The 24,697-nt window shown below is 73.0% G+C and carries 22 protein-coding genes and 1 pseudogene; 18 read left to right on the forward strand and 5 right to left on the reverse strand.

The window, feature by feature from the left end:
- Window positions 1-165: 165 nt before the first annotated feature.
- The 9 genes from lepB (ACFZBX_RS31570) (at window position 166) to ACFZBX_RS31610 (ending at window position 8,783) form a co-directional block, all read left to right on the forward strand.
- The gene (lepB, locus tag ACFZBX_RS31570) at window positions 166-1,170 is read left to right on the forward strand and encodes a signal peptidase I (RefSeq protein ID WP_391537223.1); all 1,005 of its coding nucleotides are present in this window, start codon (window positions 166-168) and stop codon (window positions 1,168-1,170) included.
- 148 nt (window positions 1,171-1,318) lie between these two features.
- Window positions 1,319-2,068 carry a signal peptidase I gene (gene lepB / locus ACFZBX_RS31575; RefSeq protein ID WP_391537224.1) on the forward strand — a complete coding sequence of 250 codons (750 nt, stop codon included), beginning with the start codon at window positions 1,319-1,321 and terminating at the stop codon, window positions 2,066-2,068.
- 118 nt (window positions 2,069-2,186) lie between these two features.
- Entirely contained in the window at window positions 2,187-2,660 is a 474-nt protein-coding gene (locus ACFZBX_RS31580; protein ID WP_391537225.1) for an NUDIX hydrolase, read from the forward strand.
- 55 nt (window positions 2,661-2,715) lie between these two features.
- The gene (locus ACFZBX_RS31585; RefSeq protein WP_030056781.1) at window positions 2,716-3,042 is read left to right on the forward strand and encodes a DUF2469 domain-containing protein; all 327 of its coding nucleotides are present in this window, start codon (window positions 2,716-2,718) and stop codon (window positions 3,040-3,042) included.
- Between the two features lie 255 nt (window positions 3,043-3,297).
- On the forward strand, window positions 3,298-3,756 hold the full coding sequence (locus ACFZBX_RS31590; RefSeq protein ID WP_391537249.1) for a YraN family protein: 459 nt from the start codon (window positions 3,298-3,300) through the stop codon (window positions 3,754-3,756).
- A gap of 1 nt (window position 3,757) precedes the next feature.
- Window positions 3,758-5,521, forward strand: a complete 1,764-nt coding sequence (locus ACFZBX_RS31595; RefSeq protein ID WP_391537226.1) for a YifB family Mg chelatase-like AAA ATPase — start codon at window positions 3,758-3,760, stop codon at window positions 5,519-5,521.
- Window positions 5,518-6,732, forward strand: a complete 1,215-nt coding sequence (gene dprA, locus ACFZBX_RS31600) for a DNA-processing protein DprA (protein WP_391537227.1) — start codon at window positions 5,518-5,520, stop codon at window positions 6,730-6,732. Before ACFZBX_RS31595 ends, dprA begins: the two co-directional genes overlap by 4 nt.
- A 403-nt stretch (window positions 6,733-7,135) precedes the next feature.
- Window positions 7,136-8,041 (forward strand): RNA polymerase sigma factor WhiG, encoded by a 906-nt coding sequence (gene whiG, locus ACFZBX_RS31605; RefSeq protein ID WP_391537250.1) that lies wholly within the window; start codon window positions 7,136-7,138, stop codon window positions 8,039-8,041.
- A 169-nt stretch (window positions 8,042-8,210) separates the two neighbouring features.
- Window positions 8,211-8,783 (forward strand): TetR/AcrR family transcriptional regulator, encoded by a 573-nt coding sequence (locus ACFZBX_RS31610; RefSeq protein ID WP_380755483.1) that lies wholly within the window; start codon window positions 8,211-8,213, stop codon window positions 8,781-8,783.
- An 88-nt stretch (window positions 8,784-8,871) separates the two neighbouring features.
- Here the strand turns inward: ACFZBX_RS31610 and ACFZBX_RS31615 are convergent.
- Window positions 8,872-9,528 (reverse strand): annotated as a pseudogene (locus ACFZBX_RS31615) (murein hydrolase activator EnvC family protein); the annotation flags it as partial.
- A gap of 516 nt (window positions 9,529-10,044) precedes the next feature.
- Between ACFZBX_RS31615 and rpsB the strand changes: the two are divergent.
- The 6 genes from rpsB to rlmN all read left to right on the forward strand — a co-directional run bounded on the left by rpsB (window position 10,045) and on the right by rlmN (window position 16,131).
- Complete coding sequence (rpsB, locus tag ACFZBX_RS31620; RefSeq protein WP_391537228.1) at window positions 10,045-10,917, forward strand: 30S ribosomal protein S2; 873 nt, start codon at window positions 10,045-10,047, stop codon at window positions 10,915-10,917.
- A 129-nt stretch (window positions 10,918-11,046) separates the two neighbouring features.
- Window positions 11,047-11,886: a translation elongation factor Ts gene (gene tsf, locus ACFZBX_RS31625; protein WP_391537229.1), complete on the forward strand. Its 840-nt coding sequence runs from the start codon at window positions 11,047-11,049 to the stop codon at window positions 11,884-11,886.
- Between the two features lie 261 nt (window positions 11,887-12,147).
- Entirely contained in the window at window positions 12,148-12,912 is a 765-nt protein-coding gene (gene pyrH, locus ACFZBX_RS31630) for a UMP kinase (protein WP_350568694.1), read from the forward strand.
- A gap of 96 nt (window positions 12,913-13,008) precedes the next feature.
- Window positions 13,009-13,566 carry a ribosome recycling factor gene (gene frr / locus ACFZBX_RS31635; RefSeq protein WP_380755447.1) on the forward strand — a complete coding sequence of 186 codons (558 nt, stop codon included), beginning with the start codon at window positions 13,009-13,011 and terminating at the stop codon, window positions 13,564-13,566.
- Between the two features lie 245 nt (window positions 13,567-13,811).
- Window positions 13,812-14,954, forward strand: coding sequence for a phosphatidate cytidylyltransferase (locus ACFZBX_RS31640; protein WP_391537230.1), 1,143 nt, complete (start codon window positions 13,812-13,814; stop codon window positions 14,952-14,954).
- A gap of 76 nt (window positions 14,955-15,030) precedes the next feature.
- Window positions 15,031-16,131 carry a 23S rRNA (adenine(2503)-C(2))-methyltransferase RlmN gene (rlmN, locus tag ACFZBX_RS31645; protein WP_380755450.1) on the forward strand — a complete coding sequence of 367 codons (1,101 nt, stop codon included), beginning with the start codon at window positions 15,031-15,033 and terminating at the stop codon, window positions 16,129-16,131.
- Between the two features lie 37 nt (window positions 16,132-16,168).
- Here the strand turns inward: rlmN and ACFZBX_RS31650 are convergent, their stop codons facing one another.
- From ACFZBX_RS31650 to ACFZBX_RS31665, 4 genes are all read right to left on the reverse strand, one after another.
- Window positions 16,169-17,320, reverse strand: coding sequence for a hypothetical protein (locus ACFZBX_RS31650; RefSeq protein ID WP_391537231.1), 1,152 nt, complete (start codon window positions 17,318-17,320; stop codon window positions 16,169-16,171).
- A gap of 10 nt (window positions 17,321-17,330) precedes the next feature.
- Window positions 17,331-18,086, reverse strand: a complete 756-nt coding sequence (locus tag ACFZBX_RS31655; protein ID WP_391537232.1) for an ABC transporter ATP-binding protein — start codon at window positions 18,084-18,086, stop codon at window positions 17,331-17,333.
- Window positions 18,087-18,302: 216 nt separating this feature from the next.
- A complete protein-coding gene (locus ACFZBX_RS31660; protein ID WP_391537233.1) occupies window positions 18,303-19,697 on the reverse strand; it encodes an aspartate aminotransferase family protein in 1,395 nt (464 codons plus the stop codon).
- The gene (locus tag ACFZBX_RS31665) at window positions 19,694-20,167 is read right to left on the reverse strand and encodes an Lrp/AsnC family transcriptional regulator (protein WP_030306695.1); all 474 of its coding nucleotides are present in this window, start codon (window positions 20,165-20,167) and stop codon (window positions 19,694-19,696) included. Before ACFZBX_RS31665 ends, ACFZBX_RS31660 begins: the two co-directional genes overlap by 4 nt.
- 253 nt (window positions 20,168-20,420) lie before the next feature.
- Here ACFZBX_RS31665 and ACFZBX_RS31670 point away from each other — a divergent pair, with 253 nt between their 5' ends.
- The 3 genes from ACFZBX_RS31670 (at window position 20,421) to ACFZBX_RS31680 (ending at window position 24,689) form a co-directional block, all read left to right on the forward strand.
- On the forward strand, window positions 20,421-21,914 hold the full coding sequence (locus ACFZBX_RS31670) for a gamma-aminobutyraldehyde dehydrogenase (RefSeq protein WP_391537234.1): 1,494 nt from the start codon (window positions 20,421-20,423) through the stop codon (window positions 21,912-21,914).
- 142 nt (window positions 21,915-22,056) lie between these two features.
- Window positions 22,057-23,415, forward strand: coding sequence for an aspartate aminotransferase family protein (locus ACFZBX_RS31675; RefSeq protein WP_391537235.1), 1,359 nt, complete (start codon window positions 22,057-22,059; stop codon window positions 23,413-23,415).
- A 71-nt stretch (window positions 23,416-23,486) separates the two neighbouring features.
- Complete coding sequence (locus tag ACFZBX_RS31680) at window positions 23,487-24,689, forward strand: spermidine/putrescine ABC transporter substrate-binding protein (protein WP_391537236.1); 1,203 nt, start codon at window positions 23,487-23,489, stop codon at window positions 24,687-24,689.
- Window positions 24,690-24,697: the final 8 nt, after the last annotated feature.

Here is a 24,697-nt window from a genome sequence, read left to right on the forward strand (position 1 = left end):
CGGCCGGGCTCGTGACGAGGGGTCGCACCCGAAGGCTGTGCGAGTGCCAGTCGGACCCGTCCGGGGCCGGTCCTGGCGGGCGCGGTCGGTGGTGGAGCGTGGTGCCCGCTGTGCGGCACTCTGAGCGCGGGCGCACGGGCGTCCGCACAGCAGGGAGGAGACGTTGTGGGGGATTTGGTGATCGGCGCCCGCTCAGGCGCCGGCGAGCCCGAGGGCCCCGGCGGCCGGGCGGCCCGGTCCGCGGATGCCGTGACGCCCTCGGCCTCGGCCGAGGAGACGGCAGCCCAGTCCGCGGACGGGCACGGCGACGGCACGGGTGACGCCCCGCCGCCCCTCCCGGGCGACTCCGGACCGGCGGACGGTACCGAGGAGCAGCCGCAGCGGAACGAGCGCAAGCCGCGTTCGTTCTGGAAGGAGCTGCCGATCCTCATCGGCATCGCCCTCGTCCTGGCGCTGGTGATCAAGACGTTCTTCGTCCAGGCGTTCTCCATTCCGTCGGAATCGATGCAGAACACGCTGCAGGTCGGTGACCGGGTCCTGGTGGACAAGCTCACCCCGTGGTTCGGTGCCGAGCCCGAGCGCGGCGAGGTCGTGGTGTTCCACGATCCGGGCGGCTGGCTGGCCGACGAACCCACCCAGGAGAGCAGCAACTCCTTCGTCCGCGGCGTCCAGAACGTGCTGAGCTTCGTCGGCCTGATGCCCTCCGACAACGAGAAGGACCTCATCAAGCGGGTCATCGCGGTCGGCGGGGACACCGTCGAGTGCGAGGGCGAGGGCCCGGTGAAGGTCAACGGGATCGCGCTCGACGAGCCGTACGTCTACCCCGGCAACACTCCGTGCGGAACGAAGCCGTTCGGCCCGCTGAAGGTCCCCGACGGCCGGATCTGGGTGATGGGCGACCACCGCGCGGACTCGCTCGACTCGCGCTTCCACATGGACCAGCCGGGCGGCGGCGCCGTTCCGGTGGACGACGTGATCGGGCGTGCCTTCGTGGTGGCCTGGCCGGTCAACCGCTGGTCGACGCTGCCGGTGCCGGACACCTTCGACCAGAAGGGCCTGGCGGCGGCCGCGCCGGCGGTGCCGGCCGCGGCCGGTGCCGTGGGCGCCGTCGCCCTGCTCCCGCTGGTCCGTCGGCTGCGGAACCGGCCGGACCGCGACCGGCGGTCCTGACCCCGGCCGGGGGCTCCCGGGTCTTGCGCGGGCCGTGGTACCGACGAGTAATCTGCTCGGACGTGCCACGGCCCGCCGGGTTTTCCGCTCCTGGCCCCGGCGCGCCGCCGTGGGTCTTTCCGGGTCGGTCAGGGGTAGGACGGTGTCGATGAGCAGTGTCGTGGAACGGACGGCCGGCGATCAGCCGCCCGCCGCCCGCCGCCGGCGCGCCCCCGGGGCCGTGGTCCAGGGCGTGCTGCTCGGCCTCGGGCTGGTGCTGCTGATCGGCGGCTTCGCGGTGATCGCCGCGAGCTACCGGCCGTACGGCGTCCCGACCGCCTCGATGGCGCCCACCGTCCAGGCCGGGGACACCGTCCTGGCCCGGAAGACCGACGGGGCGGACGTCCGGCGAGGTGACGTGGTGGTCTTCCGTGACCAGGCCTGGGGCGGCCGGCTCATGGTGAAGCGGGTGGTCGCGGTCGGCGGCGACACCGTCGCGGTCGGGACCGGCGACCAGCGGCTGACCGTCAACGGCAAGGCGGTCGACGAGCCCTACCTCGAGGCGCAGGGCGCCCAGGGCGCCGCCTTCAGCGTGGAGGTTCCGCCCGGCCGTCTCTTCCTGCTCGGCGACAACCGGCTCGGCTCGCTCGACTCCCGCGTCCACCTGGAGGTCGACGGCGGGACCGTCCCGGCCTCCGAGGTGGAGGCCCGGGTCGAGGCCACCGTGCTTCCGCTCGGCCGGGCGGGCCTGCTGGCCGGCACCACGGCGTTCGAGGCCGTCGACGGAAGCCGTCCGGTCGGCCCGGGGCCGCTGGAACCCGCCTTCGGGGCATGCGTTGTAGGCGCGGCGACGATCCTCGTGACCAGCGCGGTGGGCGGGGTGGCGGGCCTGGTGCGCCGTCGCCGCCGCGCGGCCTGATCCCGGCCGGCATGTTCCGAGCCGGTACCGCTCTGCCCAACCTCGCCCCGGACGACCGCGCCGGGTGGCAGGATCGGGGGAGCGACCGGGGCGGACGAAGGGAACGTGGAGGCTCGCCATGGCGGCACAGCGGCGCAGGGCTTCGCGGATCCTGCTGCTCGACGGGCAGGACCGGCTGCTGCTCTTCCACGGCTCGGATCCGGCGGTCCCCGACGTGACCTGGTGGTTCACCCCGGGCGGCGGCTTGGAACCGGGAGAGGACGCCCGGGACGCCGCCGAGCGCGAACTCCGGGAGGAGACCGGGTTGCGCGGCGTGGAGCTGGGACCGGTGGTGGCGTACGGCAAGGCTTCGTTCTCCTATCGGGGCCGGCGCTACGAGCAGGAACAGTGGTTCCACCTGGCCCGCACCGAGCAGACGGTGCTGGACCACTCGGACATGGGCGAGGACGAACACGCCCAGCTGCTCGGGGCGCGCTGGTGGACGGTCGGGGAATTGCGGGCCACCGCCGAGACGGTCTATCCGGTCGGACTGGTGGACTTTCTGGAGCGGCTGCTGGCCGAGGGGCCGCCGGCCGCTCCGGTCAGGCTCTGAGGGTGAGCGCGGTGGTCCACAATGGGTGGACGTGACAAGTTGAGGGGACGCCTGGATGAGTGCCGAAGATCTCGAGAAGTACGAGACCGAGATGGAGCTCAAGCTCTACCGGGAGTACCGGGACGTCGTCGGCCTGTTCAAGTACGTGATCGAGACCGAGCGACGGTTCTACCTCACCAATGACTACGAGCTGCAGGTGCACTCGGTGCAGGGCGAGGTGTTCTTCGAGGTGTCGATGGCGGATGCGTGGGTCTGGGACATGTACCGGCCGGCCCGGTTCGTCCGCAAGGTCCGGGTGCTGACCTTCAAGGACGTGAACATCGAGGAGCTCGCGAAGAGCGACCTGGAGCTGCCCTCGGACGAGTCCGGCTTCGGGAACTGACGTTGGACCGCCCGGTCCCCTGATGTCCAGGGGAATTCCGGGTATTCCGGGATAATCACTCCCGAGGGTGACAGGAGTTATCCACAGGCCCGAGTTTTCCACAGGGAAAAACAACTCCCTGGTCCGCTCCCGCAGCGCGCGGCAACCTCCACGGCGGAGGTGGTCACCGTGCAGGAGATCGAGCGCGCCACGCGCAAGCAGACCGCGAAGGCCCGGCAGGACGGGCAGCCGCGCCGGAGGAGGACGCGGGCCCCCGTGGGAGGCCCGCCGCCGCCGGGCGCGCCGGAGCGGCCGACCAACAACGGCCTCGGCCGCTACGGCGAGCAGGTCGCCGCCCGCCGGCTCGTCGAGGACGGGCTGCGCATCCTCGACCGCAACTGGCGCTGCGTCGAGGGCGAGCTGGACATCGTCGCCCTCGACGGCGACACCGTCGCGGTCTGCGAGGTCAAGACCCGCTCCGAGCGGGGCTTCCAGCAGCCCAGCGAGGCCATCGGCCCGACCAAGGCCGACCGGCTGCGCCGACTGGCGGAGCGCTGGATGGCCGAACGCTGGCCCGGCCACTTCGCCCGGCTGGCCGGCCCCGGGTACCGGCCCGGTGCCACCGACCCGCCGTGGGCGCCCGTCCCGCCCGGCGGCGTCCGGATCGACCTGGTCGCCGTCATCAACCGGACCCGTGGTGCCGCCTCGGTCGACCACCTGCGGGGGGTGGTCTGAGATGGCCTTCGCCCGTACCTGCTCCGTGGCACTGGTCGGCGTCGACGGGGTGATCGTCGAGGTGCAGGCCGACCTGGAGCCCGGGGTGGCGGCGTTCACCCTGGTCGGCCTGCCCGACAAGGCGCTCTCCGAGGCCCGCGACCGGGTGCGCGCGGCGGTCGTCAACAGCGGCGAGGCCTGGCCGCAGCGGAAGCTGACCGTCGGGCTGAGCCCGGCCTCGGTGCCCAAGAGCGGCAGCGGCTTCGACCTCGCGGTGGCCTGCGCCGTGCTGGCCGCCGCCGAGCGGCTCGACCCGTCCGCGATCGCCGACCTGCTGCTCATCGGCGAACTCGGACTGGACGGGCGGGTGCGCCCGGTGCGCGGGGTGCTCCCGTCAGTGCTGGCCGCCGCCGACGCCGGCTACCGGCGGGTCGTGGTCGCCGACCAGACCGCAGCCGAGGCCGAGCTGGTCCCCGGGGTGACCGTCCTCGGCGTGCGCAGCCTGCGCCAGCTGATGGCGATCCTCACCGGCGCCCCCGAACCTGAGGAGCCCGCCGACCGCCCCGGCGGGCACCCCGACCCGCTGATGGCGGGCCTGATGCTCCCCAGCGCGGGGGTGCGCGGCCTGCCCGACGAGGCGGCCGCCCGGATGGACCTCGCCGACGTGGCCGGCCAGTACGAGGCCCGCCGGGCGCTGGAGATCGCCGCCGCCGGCGGTCATCACCTCTACCTCAAGGGACCGCCCGGCGCGGGCAAGACGATGCTGGCGGAGCGGCTGCCGGCGCTTCTCCCGCCGCTCACCCAGAAGGAGGCGCTGGAGGTCACGGCGGTCCACTCGGTGGCGGGGCTGCTCCCGGTAGGGCGCCCGCTGGTCGACCGCGCGCCCTACTGCGCCCCCCACCACTCGACCACCATGCCGGCGATCGTCGGCGGTGGCAGCGGGCTCCCGAGACCGGGTGCGGTCTCGCTGGCCCACCGGGGTGTGCTGTTCCTCGACGAGGCGCCCGAGTTCCCCGTCCGGGTGCTGGACGCACTGCGCCAGCCGCTCGAATCGGGCGAGGTGGTGATCGCCCGGTCGGCCGGGTCGATGCGGCTGCCCGCCAGGTTCCTGCTCTGCCTGGCCGCCAACCCCTGCCCGTGCGGGCGCCACTCGCGGCGGGGCGAGGGCTGCGAGTGCACGCCCGCCATGGTCAGCCGGTACCAGGGGCGGCTCTCCGGGCCACTGCTCGACCGGGTCGACCTCCAGGTCCAGGTCGCCCCGGTGACCAGGGCCGAGCTGATGCAGCGCGACAGCTCGGCCGAGACCACCGAGATCGTCGCCGCCCGGGTGCTGGCGGCCCGTGAACGCGCGGCGGCCCGGCTGGCCGGCACCCCGTGGCGGACCAACGCCGAGGTCCCCGGCCACGAGTTGCGCACCCGCTGGCAGTTGGCGCCGGGCGCGCTGAACGACGCGGCGCGCCAGCTCGAACGGGGCCTGCTGACCGCCCGCGGCCTGGACCGGGTGCTGCGGGTCGCCTGGACGGTCGCCGACCTGGCCGGCCGGGACCGCCCCGAACAGCGCGACCTCCGGACGGCCCTCGTGCTGCGCACCGGGGTCGAACAGGGGCTCCCGCTCACCGATCGCTTCTTCGGCCGCCCGGACCTCGTCCCGGACCAGGCCGGCGACCGGGCCGACGACCGGGTCGGCGACGGGGCCGGCGCCAAGGCCGAGCGCCGCCCGCCCCGGCCCCGGGCCGCGCGCCGGACGGCCGATCCGCAACCCGAGCCCGAGGAGGCCGCCACGTGAACCTCGCCGCGAACGAGCTCCCCCAGAACCCGCCCGCCGACCCCGGCGCCGTCCCGCAGCCGGGGGCGCCGCCCGAACCTCGCCCCACCGCCGAACCCGAACGCCTCGCCCGGGCGGCGCTCAGCCGGCTCGCCGAACCCGGGGACGCCGCGCTCGGCCGCTGGCTCGCCGACACCGACGCCCTCGACGTCGTCCGGGCGATCCGGGACGGCACGGCACCGGAGCGCCCCGGTCCGGACGACTCCCGGCTGGCGGCCTACCGGGCCCGGCTGCCCGGCGTCGACCCGGTCGCCGACCTGGAACGGGTACGGGCGGCCGGTGGACGCTTCATCATTCCGGGCGACACGGAGTGGCCCAGCCAACTGGACGACCTGGGCGAGACCCGGCCCACCGGACTCTGGGTGGTCGGTACCGGCTCGCTGCGCCTGCTCGCGCTGCGCTCGGTCGCGGTGGTGGGCGCCCGGGCGTGCACGGCCTACGGCGCGCACGTCGCCGGGGACCTCGCTGCCCAGCTCGCCGAACGCGGCTGGGTGGTCGTCTCCGGCGGCGCCTACGGCATCGACGCGGCCGCCCACCGGGGTGCGCTGGCGGTCGGCGGCCCGACCGTCGGCGTCCTCGCCTGCGGGGTGGACGTGGCCTACCCGAGGGGCAACACCGGGCTGATCCGGCGGATCGGGGAGCAGGGGCTGCTGCTGAGCGAACTCCCGCCGGGGGAGCACCCGACCAGGTTCCGGTTCGTGCTGCGCAACCGGGTGATCGCGGCGCTGACCCGGGGCACCGTGGTGGTCGAGGCGGCGCTGCGCAGCGGTGCGCTCAGCACCGCCAGACGCGCCCGGGACCTCAACCGCCACACCATGGGCGTGCCCGGCCCGGTGACCTCGGAGCTGTCCGCCGGGGTGCACGCCCTGATCCGCAGCGGCGCCGCGACCGTGGTCACCGACGCCGCCGAGGTCATCGAGCTGATCGGGGCGATCGGCGAGGACCTGGCGCCGCAGCGCGGTGGGCCGGTGCTGCCCAGGGACCTCCTGGAGCCGGCGGCGGCCCGGGTCCTGGAGGCGGTGCCCGGCACCCCGGACGGCGCGCCGGTGGAGCGGCTGGCCCGGCAGTCCGGGCTCCCGCCGGACGAGGTGCTCCAGCGGCTCTACGAGCTGGGCTCGCTGGGCCACGTCGAGCGGCACGGTGCGCACTGGCGCCTGGTGCGGAGGAGGTGATCGCGGGGCCCGACGGCGGACGGCGAGGGGACGGCGAGGGGACGGCGAGGGGACGGCGAGGGGACGGCCACACGGACGAGTGGGAGGCGGGCGGGCGGTTGACGGCACGGGCGGGCGCGGCGGGGCCCGGCGTCGGATGCGTTCGCCTCCACTACCCCGGGGCGGTGACACGAACGCCACCGGATCGGGGGACGACCGAGTGGCGGTAGCACTGCGCAGCGAGTCGGTCACGCTACGCTCGCCCTGCCTTCCCTATCAGCACATGACTCGGCAGAACGGCGCAGACCTACGTATGCCCACACACATTCCCGGACACCGAGTGACCGGTGGCGCCCGGTCCTCGGGAGGGCCGCGCACCGAGCGGCGCACCGTGACCGAGTTCCCGCCCAAGGCCACGGGCGGGATGGGGGCCCTCGCACGGCAGGGCGGCCGTCCGGCGCACCCCGGGGCGCATGACGACCGTCCGGACGCGCCCGGCGCTTCCGCAGACCCGGGCGCCCCCGCGCCGGCCGAGGCGCCGGGCCTCCGCCGGGAGGCGGGCGTCCGGGAGCGCACGGCGCTCGAGGAGCTCTGGCGCGCCTACAAGGAGACGGCCGACCAGCGGCTGCGGGAGCAGCTGATCCTGCACTACTCACCGCTCGTCAAGTACGTGGCGGGCCGGGTCGGGGTCGGCCTGCCCTCCAACGTCGAGCAGGCCGACTTCGTCTCCTCCGGGGTCTTCGGGCTGATCGACGCGATCGAGAAGTTCGACATCGAACGCGCCATCAAGTTCGAGACCTACGCCATCAGCCGGATCCGCGGCGCGATCATCGACGAGCTGCGGGCGCTGGACTGGATCCCGCGCTCGGTGCGGCAGAAGGCGAAGGCGGTCGAGCGGACGTACGCGACGCTGGAGGCCCGGCTGCGGCGGACGCCGAACGAGCCCGAGGTGGCGGCCGAGATGGGCATCGCCATCGAGGACCTGCACGCCATCTTCAGCCAGCTCTCGCTCGCCAACGTGGTGGCGCTCGACGAACTGCTGCACCCCGTCGGTGAGGGCGGCGACCGGCTCAGCCTGATGGACACCCTGGAGGACCACGGCGCCGACGACCCGGTCGAGGTGGCCGAGGACCGCGAGCTGCGCCGGCTGCTGGCGCAGGCCGTGAACACGCTCCCCGAGCGGGAGAAGACCGTGGTGACGCTCTACTACTACGAGGGCCTGACCCTCGCCGAGATCGGCCAGGTGCTCGGGGTGACGGAGAGCCGGGTCAGCCAGATCCACACCAAGTCGGTGCTCCAGTTGCGCGCCAAGCTGTCGGACATCCGGTAGCGGGCCAGGGCTCGGGACGGAGGGCTCCGGAGGGGTGCGCCCCGTACACCCGGTCCGCGCCCCGCGCCCCGGTACGCAACCCTCCGCATCGGGCAGGTGCGCGGCACCGTACCGGTGGGATGTAGGGCTCCGTACAGTGGAGGGCGTGCCGAAGATCCGAGCAGCCAGTGTGGCCGAGCACCGTCAGATGCAGCGGGCAGCCCTCCTCGACGCTGCCCGCAGTCTCCTCACCGAGGGAGGCATGGAGGCCCTGACCTTCCCCGCGCTCGCGGCGCGCACGGGGCTCGCGCGGTCCTCGGTGTACGAGTACTTCCGCTCGCGGGCGGCCGTGGTCGAGGCGCTCTGCGAGAGCGACTTCCCGCTCTGGGCCGCCGAGATCGAGGCCGGGATGGCGGTCCGGGACACCGCGGCCGAGCGGATCGAGGCCTATGTACGCGGCCAGCTCGCGCTGGCCGCCGACCCGCGCCACCGGGCGGTCGCCGCGATCTCCGCGCTGGAGTTGGACGACGCGGCCCGTGAGCGCATCCGGGCGGCGCACGGCGCGCTGGTCGGGCTTGTGGTCCAGGCCCTGGAGGACCTCGGCCACGAGCAGCCCCGGCTGGCCGCCGCGTTGCTGCAGGGCATCGTCGAGGCGGCCGTTCGCCAATCGGAGCAGCGGGCGGCGGGTGGCCGGGCCGAGAGCCCTGAGGTGATCGCGGACGCCGCCGTCGCCCTCGCGCTGCACGGTCTCGGTCCGGGCTGATCCGCTCTGCCGGACCTTGGGGGAGCGGGTCGGTGAGCGGCAGCAGCCGGGCCCGGCCGGTGCCGAACAGGGCCGGCGGGTCGAGGTAGCGCCGCCCGCGCAGCAGGCCCCAGTGCAGGCAGGAACCGTCGGTGCAGTGGCCGCCCCCGGCCGCGAGCCGGCCGATCGCCTGGCCCGCCGCCACGGCGGTGCCGACCGGGACGGTGCCGTCGACCGGCAGATAGGTGGTCCGCAGTGGCGGGGCCGGGGGAGCGCCCACCGCCGGATGGGTGACCGTGACCACCGGCCGCCCGGCCACCGGTCCGGCGAACGTCACCACGCCGGGCGCCGCCGCCCGGACCTCCGCACCGGGCGCGGCGGCCAGATCGACTCCCCGGTGTCCCGCGCTCCAGGGCCGCGCCGGCGCCTCGAAACGGTGGACCACGGCGCCCGGCCCGCCACCCGGACCGTCCACCGGCCACGCCCGCCCGCCGTCACCGCTCCCGGAATCACCACCCTCCCCACCACCCTCACCGCCCCCGCCGTCACGAACACCCCCGCCGTCACGAACACCACGTCCCGCCGCGTGCACGGGCACCCCGCCCCACCCCGTCGGCAGCAGCGCGCCCGGCATCACCAGAGCAACCACCAGAATCACCACCAGAACCACCAGAGCCGCCAGAACCACCGGCAGCGCCCGCCGGCCGGGCCGCGGCCCGGCCGGAACCCGGGCGGCAGGAGCACTCACACCAGTCGCGCCAGTCATGGCGCCGAGGTTCCCCGGCCCGCGCCGGCCCCGCCACCGTCTGCCCGGGTCCTGTGGACAACCGGCCCCTGTGGACGGTGGCCGTCCCTCGAACGGGTGTGCCCTGCCGGGTTGACGCGGCCCCAACAGGGTCGTCCGGGTGCCCCGGACCAGGCGTGTCCCCGGCCGCCCGCCGCCCGCGGAGTCGCCCGGTGCTCGGCGCTTCCCGTACACTTCACACGCGACCCGGTCCGCCGGGTCGACTTCGCACGCCCCGCCACCGGTGGACTGAAGCGGCTCCGCCGCCACCTCCGCCAGGTGCGAGTGCCGCTCGGTCCGCCGAGCCCGGCCGGTCCCCGGACCGCCGGGTGGAAGCGGCTCGGCACGTTCGGGGCGTCAGGCGTGGCTGTCACCTGGCCGCCACGGACAAACCGAGCCTGACCCGGCCGTTCGCACGCGCCGAGCGGGGAGCGCCACCGTGCGCCGACCGCGACGCCGTCGCGCCAGAGCCGGGCGTAACACCTGAGGAGCACGGCCATGGCCGTCGTCACGATGCGGGAGCTGCTGGAGAGCGGCGTCCACTTCGGTCACCAGACCCGCCGCTGGAACCCGAAGATGAAGCGCTTCATCATCACCGAGCGCAACGGCATCTACATCATCGACCTCCTGCAGTCGCTGAACTACATCGACCGCGCCTTCGAGTTCATCAAGGAGACCGTTGCCCACGGCGGCAGCGTCCTCTTCGTCGGCACGAAGAAGCAGGCCCAGGAGGCCATCGCCGAGCAGGCCACCCGCGTGGGCATGCCCTACGTGAACCAGCGCTGGCTCGGCGGCATGCTGACCAACTTCTCGACCGTCTACAAGCGCCTGCAGCGCCTCAAGGAGCTGGGCGAGCTCGACTTCTCGGATGTGGCCGGCTCCGGTCTCACCAAGAAGGAGCTCCTGGTCCTCCAGCGCGAGCACGACAAGCTGGAGAAGACCCTCGGCGGTATCCGCGACATGCAGCGCGTTCCCAGCGCTGTCTGGATCGTGGACACCAAGAAGGAGCACATCGCGGTCGGCGAGGCCCGGAAGCTCAACATCCCGGTCGTCGCCATCCTCGACACCAACTGCGACCCCGACGAGGTCGACTACAAGATCCCGGGCAACGACGACGCGATCCGCTCCGTCACCCTGCTGACCCGTGTGATCGCCGACGCCGTCGCCGAGGGCCTCAAGGCCCGCGCGGGTGTCGCCAAGGGCGACGTCAAGGCCGAGCCGGGCGCCGACCAGCCGCTCGCCGACTGGGAGAAGGACCTCCTGGAGGGCGAGAAGAAGGCCGACGAGGCCCCCGCCGCTGAGGCCCCCGCCGCCGACGAGGCTCCGGCCACCGAGGCGCCGGCCGACGAGGCTCCGGCCGAGCAGGCCTGACGTACCAAGGGTGAGGGGCACCCGCCGGTACGACACCGGTCGGTGCCCCTCTCTCCCGTGCCTGGGCCGAACCACTGGCCCCGGTGCTACCCCACGCAGACACGCGAGACGCGAGAAGAGATTCACACCATGGCGAACTTCACCGCCGCGGACGTCAAGAAGCTCCGTGAGCTCACCGGCGCCGGCATGATGGACTGCAAGAAGGCCCTGGACGAGGCCGAGGGCAACGTCGAGAAGGCCGTCGAGATCCTTCGCATCAAGGGCCAGAAGGGCGTTGCCAAGCGCGAGGGCCGCGACGCCTCCAACGGCGCCGTCGCCTCGCTGATCGCCGAGGACAAGAAGTCCGGCGTCCTGGTCGAGCTGAACTGCGAGACCGACTTCGTCGCCAAGGGTGACAACTTCGTCAAGGTCGCCGACGCGATCGCCGCCCACGTCGCCGCCACCGCCCCGGCCGACCTGGACACCGCCCTCGCCTCCGAGATCGAGGCCGGCAAGACCGTCCAGCAGTACGTCGACGAGGCCAACGCGACCCTGGGCGAGAAGATCGTCTTCCGTCGCTTCGCGCAGTTCGACGGCGACGGCTACGTCGCGGTCTACCTGCACAAGACCAGCCCCGACCTGCCGCCGGCCGTCGGCGTCCTGGTCGAGCTGGACAAGGAGAACGCCGAGGTCGCCAAGGACGTCGCGCAGCACATCGCCGCCTTCGCGCCGAAGTACCTGTCCCGCGAGGACATCCCGGCCGAGGACCTCGAGAACGAGCGCCGCGTCGCCGAGGCCACCGCCCGCGAGGAGGGCAAGCCCGAGGCCGCCCTGCCGAAGATCGTCGAGGGCCGCGTCACCGGCTTCGTCAAGGAGCACTCCGTCCTGGAGCAGGCCTTCGCGAAGGACAACAAGAAGACCGTCGCCAAGGTCCTCGAGGAGAACGGCGTCGCCCTCAAGCGCTTCGCCCGTTTCCGCGTCGGCGCCTGAGCCACGTTCCACCCGGGCTTCCGGCCGTAGGCTGGAAACCGCCCCCGCCCGCTGACCAGGGCGGTGGGGAACGCGCCGTACGGGCTCACCCAGCGCCATCCGTCCATGGGCGAGCCGCGTCGGCAGCATGAACGACGAGGAGGCCATTGCCGTGCAGGACACCGAACCGGTTCCCGCGGCAGTGGCCTCCTCGCGTGTACGCGCAGGCCGGGGATCCGCACGTCCGCGCCTGTGAACCAGTAGGTGTAGAAGGAGAAGTCCATGCAGGAGACGCAGGAGACCGCGCAGGACACCCACGACGGCACGCGCCGCCGGGTGCTGCTGAAGCTGTCCGGTGAGGCCTTCGCCGGCGGCGGCGGGCTCGGCGTCGATCCGGACGTCGTGCACGCGATCGCCCGCGAGATCGCCACCGTCGTCCGCGCTGGCACCGAGGTCGCCGTGGTGATCGGCGGCGGGAACTTCTTCCGCGGCGCCGAGCTCCAGGTCCGCGGCATGGACCGGGCCCGCTCGGACTACATGGGCATGCTCGGCACCGTGATGAACTGCCTCGCACTCCAGGACTTCCTGGTCAAGGAGGGCATCGAGACCCGGGTCCAGACCGCCATCACGATGGGCCAGGTCGCCGAGCCGTACCTGCCGCTGCGCGCGGTGCGGCACCTGGAGAAGGGCCGTGTGGTGATCTTCGGCGCCGGTATGGGCATGCCGTACTTCTCCACCGACACCACCGCCGTGCAGCGGGCCCTGGAGATCCACGCCGACATCCTGCTGATGGGCAAGAACGGCGTGGACGGCGTCTACGACGCCGACCCCCGGACCAACCCGGACGCGGTCAAGTTCGACGCGCTGGAGTACTCCGAGGTCATCGCGCGCGACCTCAAGGTCGCCGACCTCACCGCGATCACGCTGTGCAAGGACAACAACCTCCCGATGCTGGTCTTCGAGCTGCTCGCGGAGGGCAATATCGCGCGCGCGGTGAAGAGTGAGAAGATCGGCACACTCATCAGCCAGGATTCTGTCCGGGCCTGAGCAGCAACCAGCCGCACCGGACGGAGCCGCCGCCGCGAGGCCGCGCCGCCGGAACCGGTCGGAACAACCGCAGATGAACCGGACAGGGAGATCACAGTGATCGAAGAGACCCTCCTCGACGCCGAGGAGAAGATGGAGAAGGCCGTCGCCCACGCCAAGGACGACTTCGCCGCCATCCGCACCGGCCGCGCGCACCCGGCGATGTTCGCCAAGATCGTCGCGGAGTACTACGGCGCCGTGACGCCGATCAACCAGCTGGCGTCCTTCTCCGTGCCGGAGCCCCGGATGGCGGTCGTCTCGCCGTTCGACAAGACCGCGCTGAAGGCCATCGAGCAGGCGATCCGCGACTCCGACCTGGGCGTCAACCCGTCGAACGACGGCTCCATCATCCGGGTCGTGCTCCCCGAGCTCACCGAGGAGCGCCGCCGGGAGTTCATCAAGGTCGCCCGCGGCAAGGGCGAGGACGCCAAGGTCTCGATCCGCGCCGTGCGCCGCAAGGCCAAGGACGCCATCGACAAGCTGGTCAAGGACGGCGAGGTCGGCGAGGACGACGGCCGCCGCGCCGAGAAGGAGCTCGACGACACCACGGCCAAGTACGTGGCCTCCGTCGACGAGCTGCTGAAGCACAAGGAAGCCGAGCTGCTCGAGGTCTGATGAACGACGCCCCTGACGCCCCTGGCTACTGGGGCCCGTCCGACCAGCAGTACCAGCCGTATCCGCCGTACCAGCCTGCGCAGGGACCCGCCGCCCCTGCGCGGGCTGCCGGCGTACCCGGGCACCCGGCGCAGCAGCCCGCGCCGTACGGACCGCCGTACGGCGCGAACGACCCCGGCCACCGAACGGGTCACTCCCAGCAGCCTCCGGTGTACTGGGACCCGGACGCGGAGGAGACTCAGGTCATGCCTCCCGTTCCGGCCGACCCGGGCCCGCAGCCCGTGCCCCCGCCCGGGACCGACCCCGCCGAGGGGCCGGCCCGGGAGTCGGGCCGGCTGAGCGGACCGCTGTTCCGCGACGAGCAGCCCGGGGCGGCGGAGCCGGGTGCGTCGGAGACGGTCGTGCTGCGCGCGATCACCGACGACACCCCGCCGCCCGCCCCCGCGGGCGGGCCGCACCCCGGCGCGCCGGGCGGACCGGCGGCGGGGCAGCCCTTCGTCGTGCCGTCGTCCCACCCAGGGCAGGAGACACCCGTGGCCCAGGCCGATCCGCAGCCTCAGCCGCCGCAGCGCAAACAGCGCGGTGGCCGCAACCTCCAGGCCGCGATAGGCGTGGGCGTCGGCCTCGGCGCGGTGATCGTCGCCTCGCTGTTCGTCGTCAAGGCCCTGTTCCTGGTCGTGGTGATCGCGGCGGTGTCGGTCGGAGTCTGGGAGCTGACCAGTCGGCTGGCCGAGCGCAAGGAGATCAAGGCGCCGCTGGTGCCGCTGGTCGCGGGCGGCATCGCGATGGTCGCCACCGGCTACTGGTCGGGGATCCAGTGGGCGGCGGCCTCGCTGGCGCTCACCGGGCTCGCGGTGATGGTCTGGCGGATGGCCGAGCCGCCGGAGAACTACCTGCGGGACATAACGGCGGGCATCTTCACCGCCTTCTACGTCCCGTTCCTCGCCACCTTCGTGGCGATGATGCTGGCGGCCGACGACGGTCCGCAGCGGATCGTGCTCTTCCTCATCGTCACGGTGTGCAGCGACACCGGGGCGTACGCGGTGGGCTACAAGTTCGGCAGGACCAAGCTGGCGCCGACGATCAGCCCGGGCAAGACCCGCGAGGGCCTGGCCGGCGGCATCGGCCTGTCGATGCTGGCGGGCGCGCTGCTGATGGAGCTGATCATCGACGGCGGCAGCTGGTGGCAGGGCCTGATCCTGGGCGGCTGCGCGGCGGTCACCGCGACCCTGGGCGACCTGGGCGAGTCGATGATCAAGCGCGACCTGGGCATCAAGGACATGGGCACGCTGCTGCCCGGCCACGGCGGCATCATGGACCGGCTGGACTCGCTGCTGCCGACCGCCCCGGTGGTCTGGCTGCTGCTGGCGGCCTTCGTCGGCAGCTGAGACCGCCACCCCGCGCACCGGGGCCCCGGACGCCCGGCGTCCGGGGCCCCCGCGCGTCTGCGACACTGGAACAACCATGCCTAAGCCCGGAGAACTCACCTTTGTCGCGCCGCGCGGCGCCAAGCCCCCGCGACACCTCGCCGACCTGAGCCCCGCCGAGCGCAAGGAGGCCGTCGCCGAGCTGGGCGAGCAGCCGTTCCGCGCGAAGCAGCTCTCCAACCACTACTTCGGCCGGATGTCGAACGACCCGGCGAACTGGACGGACATCCCCGCCGCCAGCCGGGAGAAGCTCACCGGGAGCCTGCTGCCCGAGCTGATGTCGGTGGTGCGGCACGTGTCCTGCGACGACGACACCACCCGCAAGACGCTCTGGAAGCTGTTCGACGGCACCCTCGTCGAGTCGGTGCTGATGCGCTACCCGGACCGGGTCACCATGTGCATCAGCTCGCAGGCCGGCTGCGGCATGAACTGCCCGTTCTGCGCCACCGGCCAGGCGGGGCTGACCCGCAACCTGTCCACCGGCGAGATCGTCGAGCAGATCGCCGCCGGGATGCGGGCGCTCAAGGCCGGCGAGATCCCCGGCGGCGAGGCCCGGCTCTCCAACGTGGTCTTCATGGGCATGGGCGAGCCGCTGGCCAACTACAACCGGGTGCTGGCCGCGATCCGCCGGCTGACCGACCCGGCGCCGGACGGCTTCGGCCTCTCCCAGCGCGGCATCACCGTCTCCACCGTCGGCCTGGTCCCGGCGATGAACCGGCTCGCCGACGAGGGGCTCAGCTGCCGCCTGGCGCTGTCGCTGCACGCGCCGGACGACGAGCTGCGCGACGAGCTGGTGCCGGTCAACACCCGCTGGAAGGTCGCCGAGGTGCTGGACGCGGCGTGGAACTACGCCGAGAAGTCCGGCCGCCGGATCTCCATCGAGTACGCGCTGATCAAGGACATCAACGACCAGGCGTGGCGGGCCGACCTGCTCGGCCGGCTGATCAAGAACCACCGGGTGCACGTCAACCTGATCCCGCTGAACCCCACCCCGGGCTCCAAGTGGACGGCCTCCCGGCCCGAGGACGAGCGCGAGTTCGTCCGGCGGCTCCAGTCGCACGGCGTGCCGACCACGGTCCGCGACACCCGCGGCCAGGAGATCGACGGTGCCTGCGGCCAGCTCGCGGCGGCCGGCTGACGGTAGGAGGGCGGCCGGGGCAGGAGAGGCGCGCGGGTCAGCGGAGTCCGGCGGCGGCCAGCGCCGCGGTCACCCCGCCGGTGACCAGCAGGACGGTGCCGGCCATCAGGGTCCGCAGCACGACGGCTCCGAACAGCAGCCGGGGCGCCGCGCCGAGCCGCAGCAGCGCCTCGGCGACGCCCTGGCGGGCGCTGCGCAGCTCGGCCAGCCGGACGGCCACCGCGCCGGCCGTGCAGCCCAGCACCAGCCCGGCCTCGACCGCGGGCAGCACATCCGCACTGCCGGGTTCGCCGAGCCAGTAGCGGACGGTGGTGAGCACCATCGCCAGCACCAGGGCCAGCACGGCCAGCGGCGCCCCGAGCCGGCGGGCCTGCGCGGTGAGGCCGCGCCCGGCGAGCAGTCGCAGCGGGGTCGGCCGGCCGAGCGCCAGCAGCCGTCCGGCCCAGCCGAGCAGCGGGCCGGTGAGCAGGGCGAGGCCGAGCGCGGAGGCGGCCCATCCGCCGAGCGCGGCGGTGCTGGTGGTGCCGAGCCCGGCCGGCAGGTGGATCGGGCGGCCGTCGGCCGCGGCGCCGGGGCGCAGCGCGATGAGTTCCAGGGCGAGGCCGCTGACGACGAGGCCGATCGGCAGGGCGAGCCGCCAGGGGCCGAAGCCGGTCGGCTCGGGCCGGGTGCGGCCGGGCAGCGTCTCGGCGTGCGGCACGGCGCCGGCCGCGGCGAGGCCGGCGGTGAGCGGGACGAGTGCGAGCAGGACGACCGGGGCGGCGGCCGGGAGGGCCACGCCCATGCCGAGTTCGTCGGCGAGCCGTGGCCCGGCGATGTCGTTGCGCAGGATCAGGAAGAGCAGCAGGGTGAGGCTGGCGCCGGTGCCGCAGGCGAGCGCGACCTCGCCGGCGATCAGGGCGCGGATCCGGCGGGCCCCGGCTCCGGCGGTGGTGAGGCCGGTGATCCGTTCGGCCCGCCGGGCGGGCAGCGCGCGGGCGGCGACGGCGGCGAACCAGGCGACCGCGGCCAGCGGCGGCAGGCACCACAGCAGCCGGACCAGCGCGTCGGAGCCGGCGGCCGGGTCGCTCATGGCGCGGCCGAGGGCGCGCAGCAGGAAGGCGGCGACGACCGAGCCGGCCAATGCGGTCAGCAGCCAGCGGCCGAGGTCGAGGGCCCGGTAGCCGCGGGCCAGGCGGAGGTAGAACACGTCGACCCTCTCAGCGGCCGGCGGCCGGGACGGCGGTGACCCCGGCCGGTCCGGGGGCGGCGGGGCCGCGCGGAACGGGCGCGGCGGGGCCGGTGAGGCGTCCGTCGACGAGGGCGACGGCGCGGTCCGCGTACCGGACGAGCTCGGGGTCGTGGGTGGCCAGCACGAGGGTGAGCTGGTGGGAGCGGGCCGCGCTGGTCAGTATCCGCAGGACCTGCTCGGCGGTCTCGCGGTGCAGCGGCGCGGTGGGGTCGTCGGCGAAGACGATCGGGGGGAGCGGGGCGAGGGCCCGGGCGACGGCGATCCGCTGGCGCTGGCTCTGCACCAGCCGGTCGGGCCTGACCTTGGCGAGGTCGCCGATGTCCAGGCGGTCCAGCCACTCGTCGGCGGCGGTGTGGGCGGCCTTGCCACCGGCGCCGGCCAGCAGCAGCGGCAGGGCGACGTTCTCCCGGGCGGTCAGTTCGGGCACCAGGTGCGGCTCGGAGCCGACGAAGCCGAAGCGGTCGCGGCGCAGCCGTTCCCGGCCGGCCCGGCCGAGGGTGTGCACGGGGGCGCTGTTGAACCAGACCTCGCCCTCGTCGACCGGGAGCAGCGCGGACAGGCAGCCGAGCAGGGTGCTCTTGCCGGAGCCGCGCGGGCCGGTGACGGCGAGGACCTCGCCCTCCCGGACCCCGATCGAGACGCCGCGCAGCGCGGGGGTGCCGTGATGGGACTTGACGATCCCCCGGGCCCACAGCACGTCGTTGTCAGGAGGGGCCGCTGCCATGAGGTTCCGTCCTGGGGGCCGCAGGGATATGACAGTCGTCAGATTAGAACGATCGGGCCTGGGCGCGGGCGCGGCACACTGCTCCATCCAGGGCAAATCACCCGCAATCAGGCGTGTTTGATCCGAAGAGCGGTGTGAAATCCGGGGAACGCCGCAGGGCGGCCCCGCCGAAGCGGGACCGCCCTGTGACGGAGGGTGGGAAGAAAAGCCGGAGGGTCAGAGCTTCGCCCACGCGTCGGTGAGGCTGGTCCGCAGGATCTGCTCGATCTCGTCGAAGGTCGACTGGTCGGAGATCAGCGGCGGGGCCAGCTGGATGACCGGGTCGCCACGGTCGTCGGCGCGGCAGTACAGGCCGTTGTCGAAGAGGGCCTTCGACAGGAAGCCGTAGAGGACGCGCTCGACCTCCTCGTCGTTGAACGACTCCTTGGTGACCTTGTCCTTCACGAGCTCGATGCCGTAGAAGTAGCCGTTGCCGCGGACGTCGCCGACGATCGGCAGGTCGCGCAGCTTGCCCAGGGTGCCCAGGAACGCGGCCTCGTTGTCGAGCACGTGCTGGTTCAGGCCCTCGCGCTCGAAGATGTCGAGGTTGGCCAGCGCCACCGCGGAGGAGACCGGGTGGCCGCCGAAGGTGTAGCCGTGCAGGAAGGTGTTGTCACCCTTGTAGAACGGCTCGGCGATGCGGTCCGAGACGATCGTGGCGCCGATCGGGGAGTAGCCCGAGGTCATGCCCTTGGCGCAGGTGATCATGTCGGGCTGGTAGCCGAACTTGTCGGCGCCGAACATGGTGCCCAGGCGGCCGAAGGCGCAGATGACCTCGTCCGAGACCAGCAGCACGTCGTGGCGGTCGCAGATCTCGCGCAGGCGCTGGAAGTAGCCGGGCGGCGGCGGGAAGCAGCCACCGGCGTTCTGCACCGGCTCGACGAAGACGGCGGCGACGGTGTCGGCGCCCTCGTTGAGGATGGCCACCTCGATCTCGTCGGCGCACCAGCGGCCGTAGGCCTCGGGGTCGACCGTGCCGTCGGGGCCCGCGAGGAAGGCCGGGGCGCGGTAGATGTTGGTGTTCGGGGCCTTGTGGGTGCCCGGCACCAGCGGCTCGAACGGGGCCTTCAGGCCCGGCAGGCCGGTGATGGACAGCGCGCCCTGCGGGGTGCCGTGGTAGGCGACGGCGCGGGAGATGACCTTGTACTTGGTCGGCTTGCCGATCAGCTTGAAGTACTGCTTGGCGAGCTTCCAGGCGGTCTCGACGGCCTCGCCGCCACCGGTGGAGAAGAAGACCTTGTTCAGGTCGCCCGGGGCGTAGTTGGCCAGGCGCTCGGCCAGCTCGACGGCCTTCGGGTGGGCGTAGCTCCACACCGGGAAGAAGGCGAGCTCCTTGGCCTGCTTGGCGGCGGCCTCGGCGAGCTCCTCACGGCCGTGGCCGGCCTGGACGACGAACAGGCCGGCGAGGCCGTCGAGGTACTTGCGTCCCTTGTCGTCCCAGACGTAGGTGCCCTCGCCCTTGACGATCGTCGGCACGGGGGAGTTCTCGTACGACGACATGCGGGTGAAGTGCATCCACAGGTGGTCGTAGGCGGTCTTGGAAAGGTCCTTCTGCGCCGGGTCGGCTGTCATCGGGTGCCCCAGGTGTAGGTCTGTTTCCGGAGCTTCAGGTAAACGAAGCTCTCGGTGCTCCGCACGCCGGGAAGCGCGCGGATGCGCTTGTTGATCATTTCGAGCAGGTGCTCGTCGTCCTCGCAGACCAGTTCGGCCAGGAGGTCGAACGAGCCCGCGGTGCAGACGACGTAGTCGACCTCGTCGAGGGCGGCCAGCGCGTCGGCGACGGGTTCGATGTCGCCCTCGACCCGGATTCCGACCATCGCCTGGCGGGTGAAGCCGACGGTGAGCGGGTCCGTGACGGCGACGATCTGCATCACGCCCTGGTCGAGCAGCTTCTGGACGCGCTGCCGCACGGCCGCCTCGGACAGGCCGACGGCCTTGCCGATGGCGGCGTACGGGCGGCGCCCGTCCTCCTGGAGCTGCTCGATGATCGCCTTGGAGGCGGCGTCGAGGGGAACGCTGGCGTTCCGGTCGCGGTTGGCCACGTCGCCACTGTGCCCGATCGGTCCCGTGTTCGCAAGCGCGGCATCTGCTGATTTCGTCGTGATCTTGGAAAACGCATGCGGATTTCATCGTCTCGGAGCTGCGAGCCTGTCGATACCAGCAGTGGTCGGGCTACCCTGGCTGCGGTACGCGCGCGGCCCCGCAGCGCCGCGCGCATTCCGCCGAACCAGTGGACCGCGGCACTTGCGGCGCGGCCACTCGGCGCCCTTCGTCGGCCGGTCCGGTCGACGTACCATGGCGCCGGATTCTGCAACGCCGCAGGCCGAGACCGAGGAGAGACCCGTGAGCGACCTTCGCACGCTGCGCAACTACATCAACGGTGAGTTCGTCGATGCGGCCGACGGCCGCACGCTCGACATCGTCGACCCCACCACCGGCGAGGTCTACGCGACGTCCCCGCTGTCCGGCGCCTCCGACGTGGACGCCGCCATGGACGCCGCCGCGGCCGCGTTCCCGATCTGGCGGGACACCACCCCGAGCACCCGGCAGAAGGTTCTGCTCAAGGTCGCCGACGCGGTCGAGGCCCGCGCCGACGAGCTGGTGGACGCCGAGTGTCGCAACACCGGCAAGCCGCGGGCGCTGACCCTCTCCGAGGAGATCGGCCCGATGGTCGACCAGATCCGGTTCTTCGCCGGTGCCGCCCGCCTGCTGGAGGGCAAGGCCGCCGGTGAGTACATGGACGGCATGACCTCGATCGTCCGCCGCGAGCCGGTCGGCGTCTGCGCCCAGGTCGCGCCGTGGAACTACCCGATGATGATGGCGGTCTGGAAGTTCGCCCCGGCCATCGCCGCCGGCAACACCGTGGTGCTGAAGCCCTCCGACACCACCCCGGCCTCCACCGTGCTGCTGGCCGAGATCATCGGCGGCGTGCTCAACGAGCTGGAGCTGCCGACCGGCGTCTTCAACGTGATCTGCGGCGACCGCGAGACCGGCCGCCTGATGGTCGAGCACAGCACCCCGGCGATGGCCTCCATCACCGGCTCGGTGCGCGCCGGCATCCAGGTCGCCGAGTCCGCCTCCAAGGACGTCAAGCGCGTCCACCTGGAGCTGGGCGGCAAGGCCCCGGTCGTGGTTTTCGAGGACGCCGACATCGCCGAGGCCGTCGAGGGCATCTCGGTCGCGGGCTTCTTCAACGCCGGCCAGGACTGCACCGCCGCCACCCGCGTGCTGGTGCACGAGTCGATCCACGACGCCTTCGTCGAGGCGCTGGCCAAGGCCGCCGCCGAGACCAGGACCGGTGGCGTGGACGACGAGGACGTGCTCTACGGCCCGCTGAACAACGCCAACCAGCTGAAGCAGGTCTCCGGCTTCATCGAGCGCCTGCCGGAGCACGCCAAGGTCGAGGCCGGCGGCCACCGGGTCGGCGACAAGGGCTTCTTCTACGCCCCGACCGTCGTCTCCGGCCTGCGCCAGGACGACGAGATCGTCCAGAACGAGGTCTTCGGCCCGGTCATCACCGTCCAGCGGTTCACCGACGAGGACCAGGCCGTCGGCTACGCCAACGGCGTCGAGTTCGCGCTGGCCTCCTCGGTGTGGACCAAGGACCACGCCCGTGCCATGCGGATGTCGCGCCGCCTGGACTTCGGCTGCGTCTGGATCAACACCCACATCCCGCTGGTCGCCGAGATGCCGCACGGCGGCTTCAAGAAGTCCGGCTACGGCAAGGACCTGTCGTCCTACGGCTTCGAGGACTACACCCGGGTCAAGCACGTCATGACCGCGATCTGATGAGCTGCTGATCGCTTGATCGGGCCATGGGCCCGGGCCTGCAAGGGCCCGGGCCCGTGTCTTTGCACCCTGTCGGCCGTTGGCGTGACCGGCTGACAGGATGGACCTCCATTTCGGCCGGAGGAGTCCCTAGCCTTGCCGCATGAGCATCCCCACCGCTGACTCAGCCGCCGGCCAGGCCGTCAAGGCCGCCGACCGCGCGCACGTCTTCCACTCGTGGTCCGCCCAGGCGCTGATCGACCCCCTCGCGGTGGCCGGCGCCGAGGGCTCGTACTTCTGGGACTACGACGGCAACCGCTACCTCGACTTCTCCTCCCAGTTGGTCAACACCAACATCGGCCACCAGCACCCGAAGGTGGTCGCGGCGATCCAGGAGCAGGCGGCGAAGCTCTGCACCATCGCCCCCGGCTTCGCGGTCGAGTCGCGCAGCGAGGCCGCCCGGCTGATCGCCGAGCGCACCCCGGGCGACCTCGACAAGATCTTCTTCACCAACGGCGGCGCCGAGGCCAACGAGAACGCCATCCGGCTGGCCCGGCTGCACACCGGCCGGCAGAAGGTGCTCTCCACCTACCGCTCGTACCACGGCGCCACCGCCAACGCGATCGCCCTGACCGGCGACCCGCGCCGCTGGGCCAACGAGACCGGCGTCTCCGGCATCGTGCACTTCTGGGGCCCCTACCCGTACCGCTCCAACTTCCACGCCGAGAACGAGGCGCAGGAGTGCGAGCGCGCGCTGGCCCACCTGGAGCAGGTGCTCGCCTTCGAGGGCCCCGGCACCGTCGCGGCGATCATCCTGGAGACCGTGGTCGGCACCGCGGGCATCCTCGTCCCGCCGCCCGGCTACCTGGCCGGCGTGCGGGAGATCTGCGACCGCCACGGCATCGTCTTCATCCTCGACGAGGTGATGGCCGGCTTCGGCCGCACCGGCGAGTGGTTCGCCGCCGACCACTGGGGCGTCACCCCCGACCTGCTCACCTTCGCCAAGGGCGTCAACTCCGGCTACGTCCCGCTCGGCGGTGTGGCGATCAGCGCCGAGATCGCCGCCACCTTCGCGGAGCGGCCCTTCCCCGGCGGCCTCACCTACTCCGGCCACCCGCTGGCCTGCGCCTCCGCGGTGGCGACCATCAACACGATGGCCGAGGAGGGCATCGTCGAGAACGCCAGGCACATCGGCGAGACCGTGCTCGGCCCCGGCCTGCGCGAACTGGCCGAGCGCCACCCGTCCGTCGGCGAGGTGCGCGGGCTCGGCGTCTTCTGGGCGCTCGACCTGGTCCGCGACCGTGCCACCCGCGAGCCGCTGGTGCCGTACAACGCGGCCGGTGCCGCCAACGCGCCGATGGCCGAGCTGGCCGCCGCCTGCAAGCAGCGCGGGCTGTGGCCGTTCGTCAACATGAACCGCTTCCACGTCGTCCCGCCGTGCACCGTCACCGAGGAGGAGGCGAAGACCGGCCTCGCCGTCCTCGACGAGGTGCTGTCGCTCACCGACGCGCACACCGTCTGACACCCCGACAGGACGGCCCCGGGCGCTCCCCCCGTGCGCCCGGGGCCGTTCCACGCCCCGGAGGCCCCAGCATGCCCAGCACCATCCAGACCCGCCGCCCGAACGGGGCCCGCCGGCCGAGCCGCCGCCGGGTGCTCGGCGCCACCGCCGGACTGTTCGGGACCGCCGCCCTGACCGGCTGCGGCATCCCGTCCGCCTACGTCGACGAGGACCGCCGCTCCGCCCCCGACCGCTCGGAGGGCGAGAAGCGGCTGGGCTTCTCCAACTGGACCCAGTACATCGACACCGACGACGACGGCGGGCGCCCCACCCTGGACGACTTCACCGAGCGGACCGGGATCAAGGTCACCTACACCGAGGACATCAACGACAACGACGAGTTCTTCGGCAAGATGGGGCCGGTGCTCACCCAGGGCACCGACCCCGGGCGCGACCTCATGGTGGTCAGCGACTGGATGGTCGGCCGGTACATCGCGCTCGGCTGGGTGCAGGCCATGGACCGGGCCAACCTGCCCAACGTCACCGCGCAGCTCGACCCCCAGCTCGCCGACCCGGCGGTCGACCCGGGGCGCCGGCACAGCGTGCCCTGGCAGTCCGGGATCACCGGCATCGCCTACAACCGCAGGGAGCTCGGCCGCGAGCTGAAGTCCGTCTCCGACCTCTGGGCACCCGACCTGAAGGGCCGGGTCACCCTGTTCGCCGGACTGGACGAGGCGCTCGGCCTGCTGATGCTCTCGCAGGGCGCCGACATCACGGCCTTCACCGAGGACGACGCGCACCGGGCGATGGACCTGGTGCAGCGGATGGTCGACGGCCGGCACGTCCGCCGGTTCACCGGCAACGACTACACCGGTGACCTGGCCTCCGGCGCCGCGCTGGCCTGCCAGGCGTACTCGGGCGACGCCGTCCAGCTGACGGCCGAGAACCCGGACATCGCCTTCGTGGTGCCCGAGGAGGGCGGCGAGCTCTGGGCCGAGAGCCTGCTGATCCCCAACCGGGCCGCGCACAAGCGCAACGCCGAGCTGCTGATCGACCACTACTACCGGCCCGAGGTGGCCGCCGAGCTGGCCACCGCCGTGCAGTACATCTGCCCGGTGCCGGCCGCCCGCGAGGTACTGGCGGCCGGCGGGGACCGGGAGAAGGCCGAGCTGGCGGAGCACCCGCTGGTCTTCCCGACCGAGGAGATGCGCGGTCGGCTGCGCACCATGCGCGACGTCACCTCCGCCGAGCGGCCCGGCCTGCACAAGGTGTGGACCCGCATCACCGGCGTCTGACCCGCGAC

Source organism: Kitasatospora sp. NPDC008115 (assembly GCF_042957205.1).
Classification (GTDB): Bacteria; Actinomycetota; Actinomycetes; order Streptomycetales; family Streptomycetaceae; genus Kitasatospora.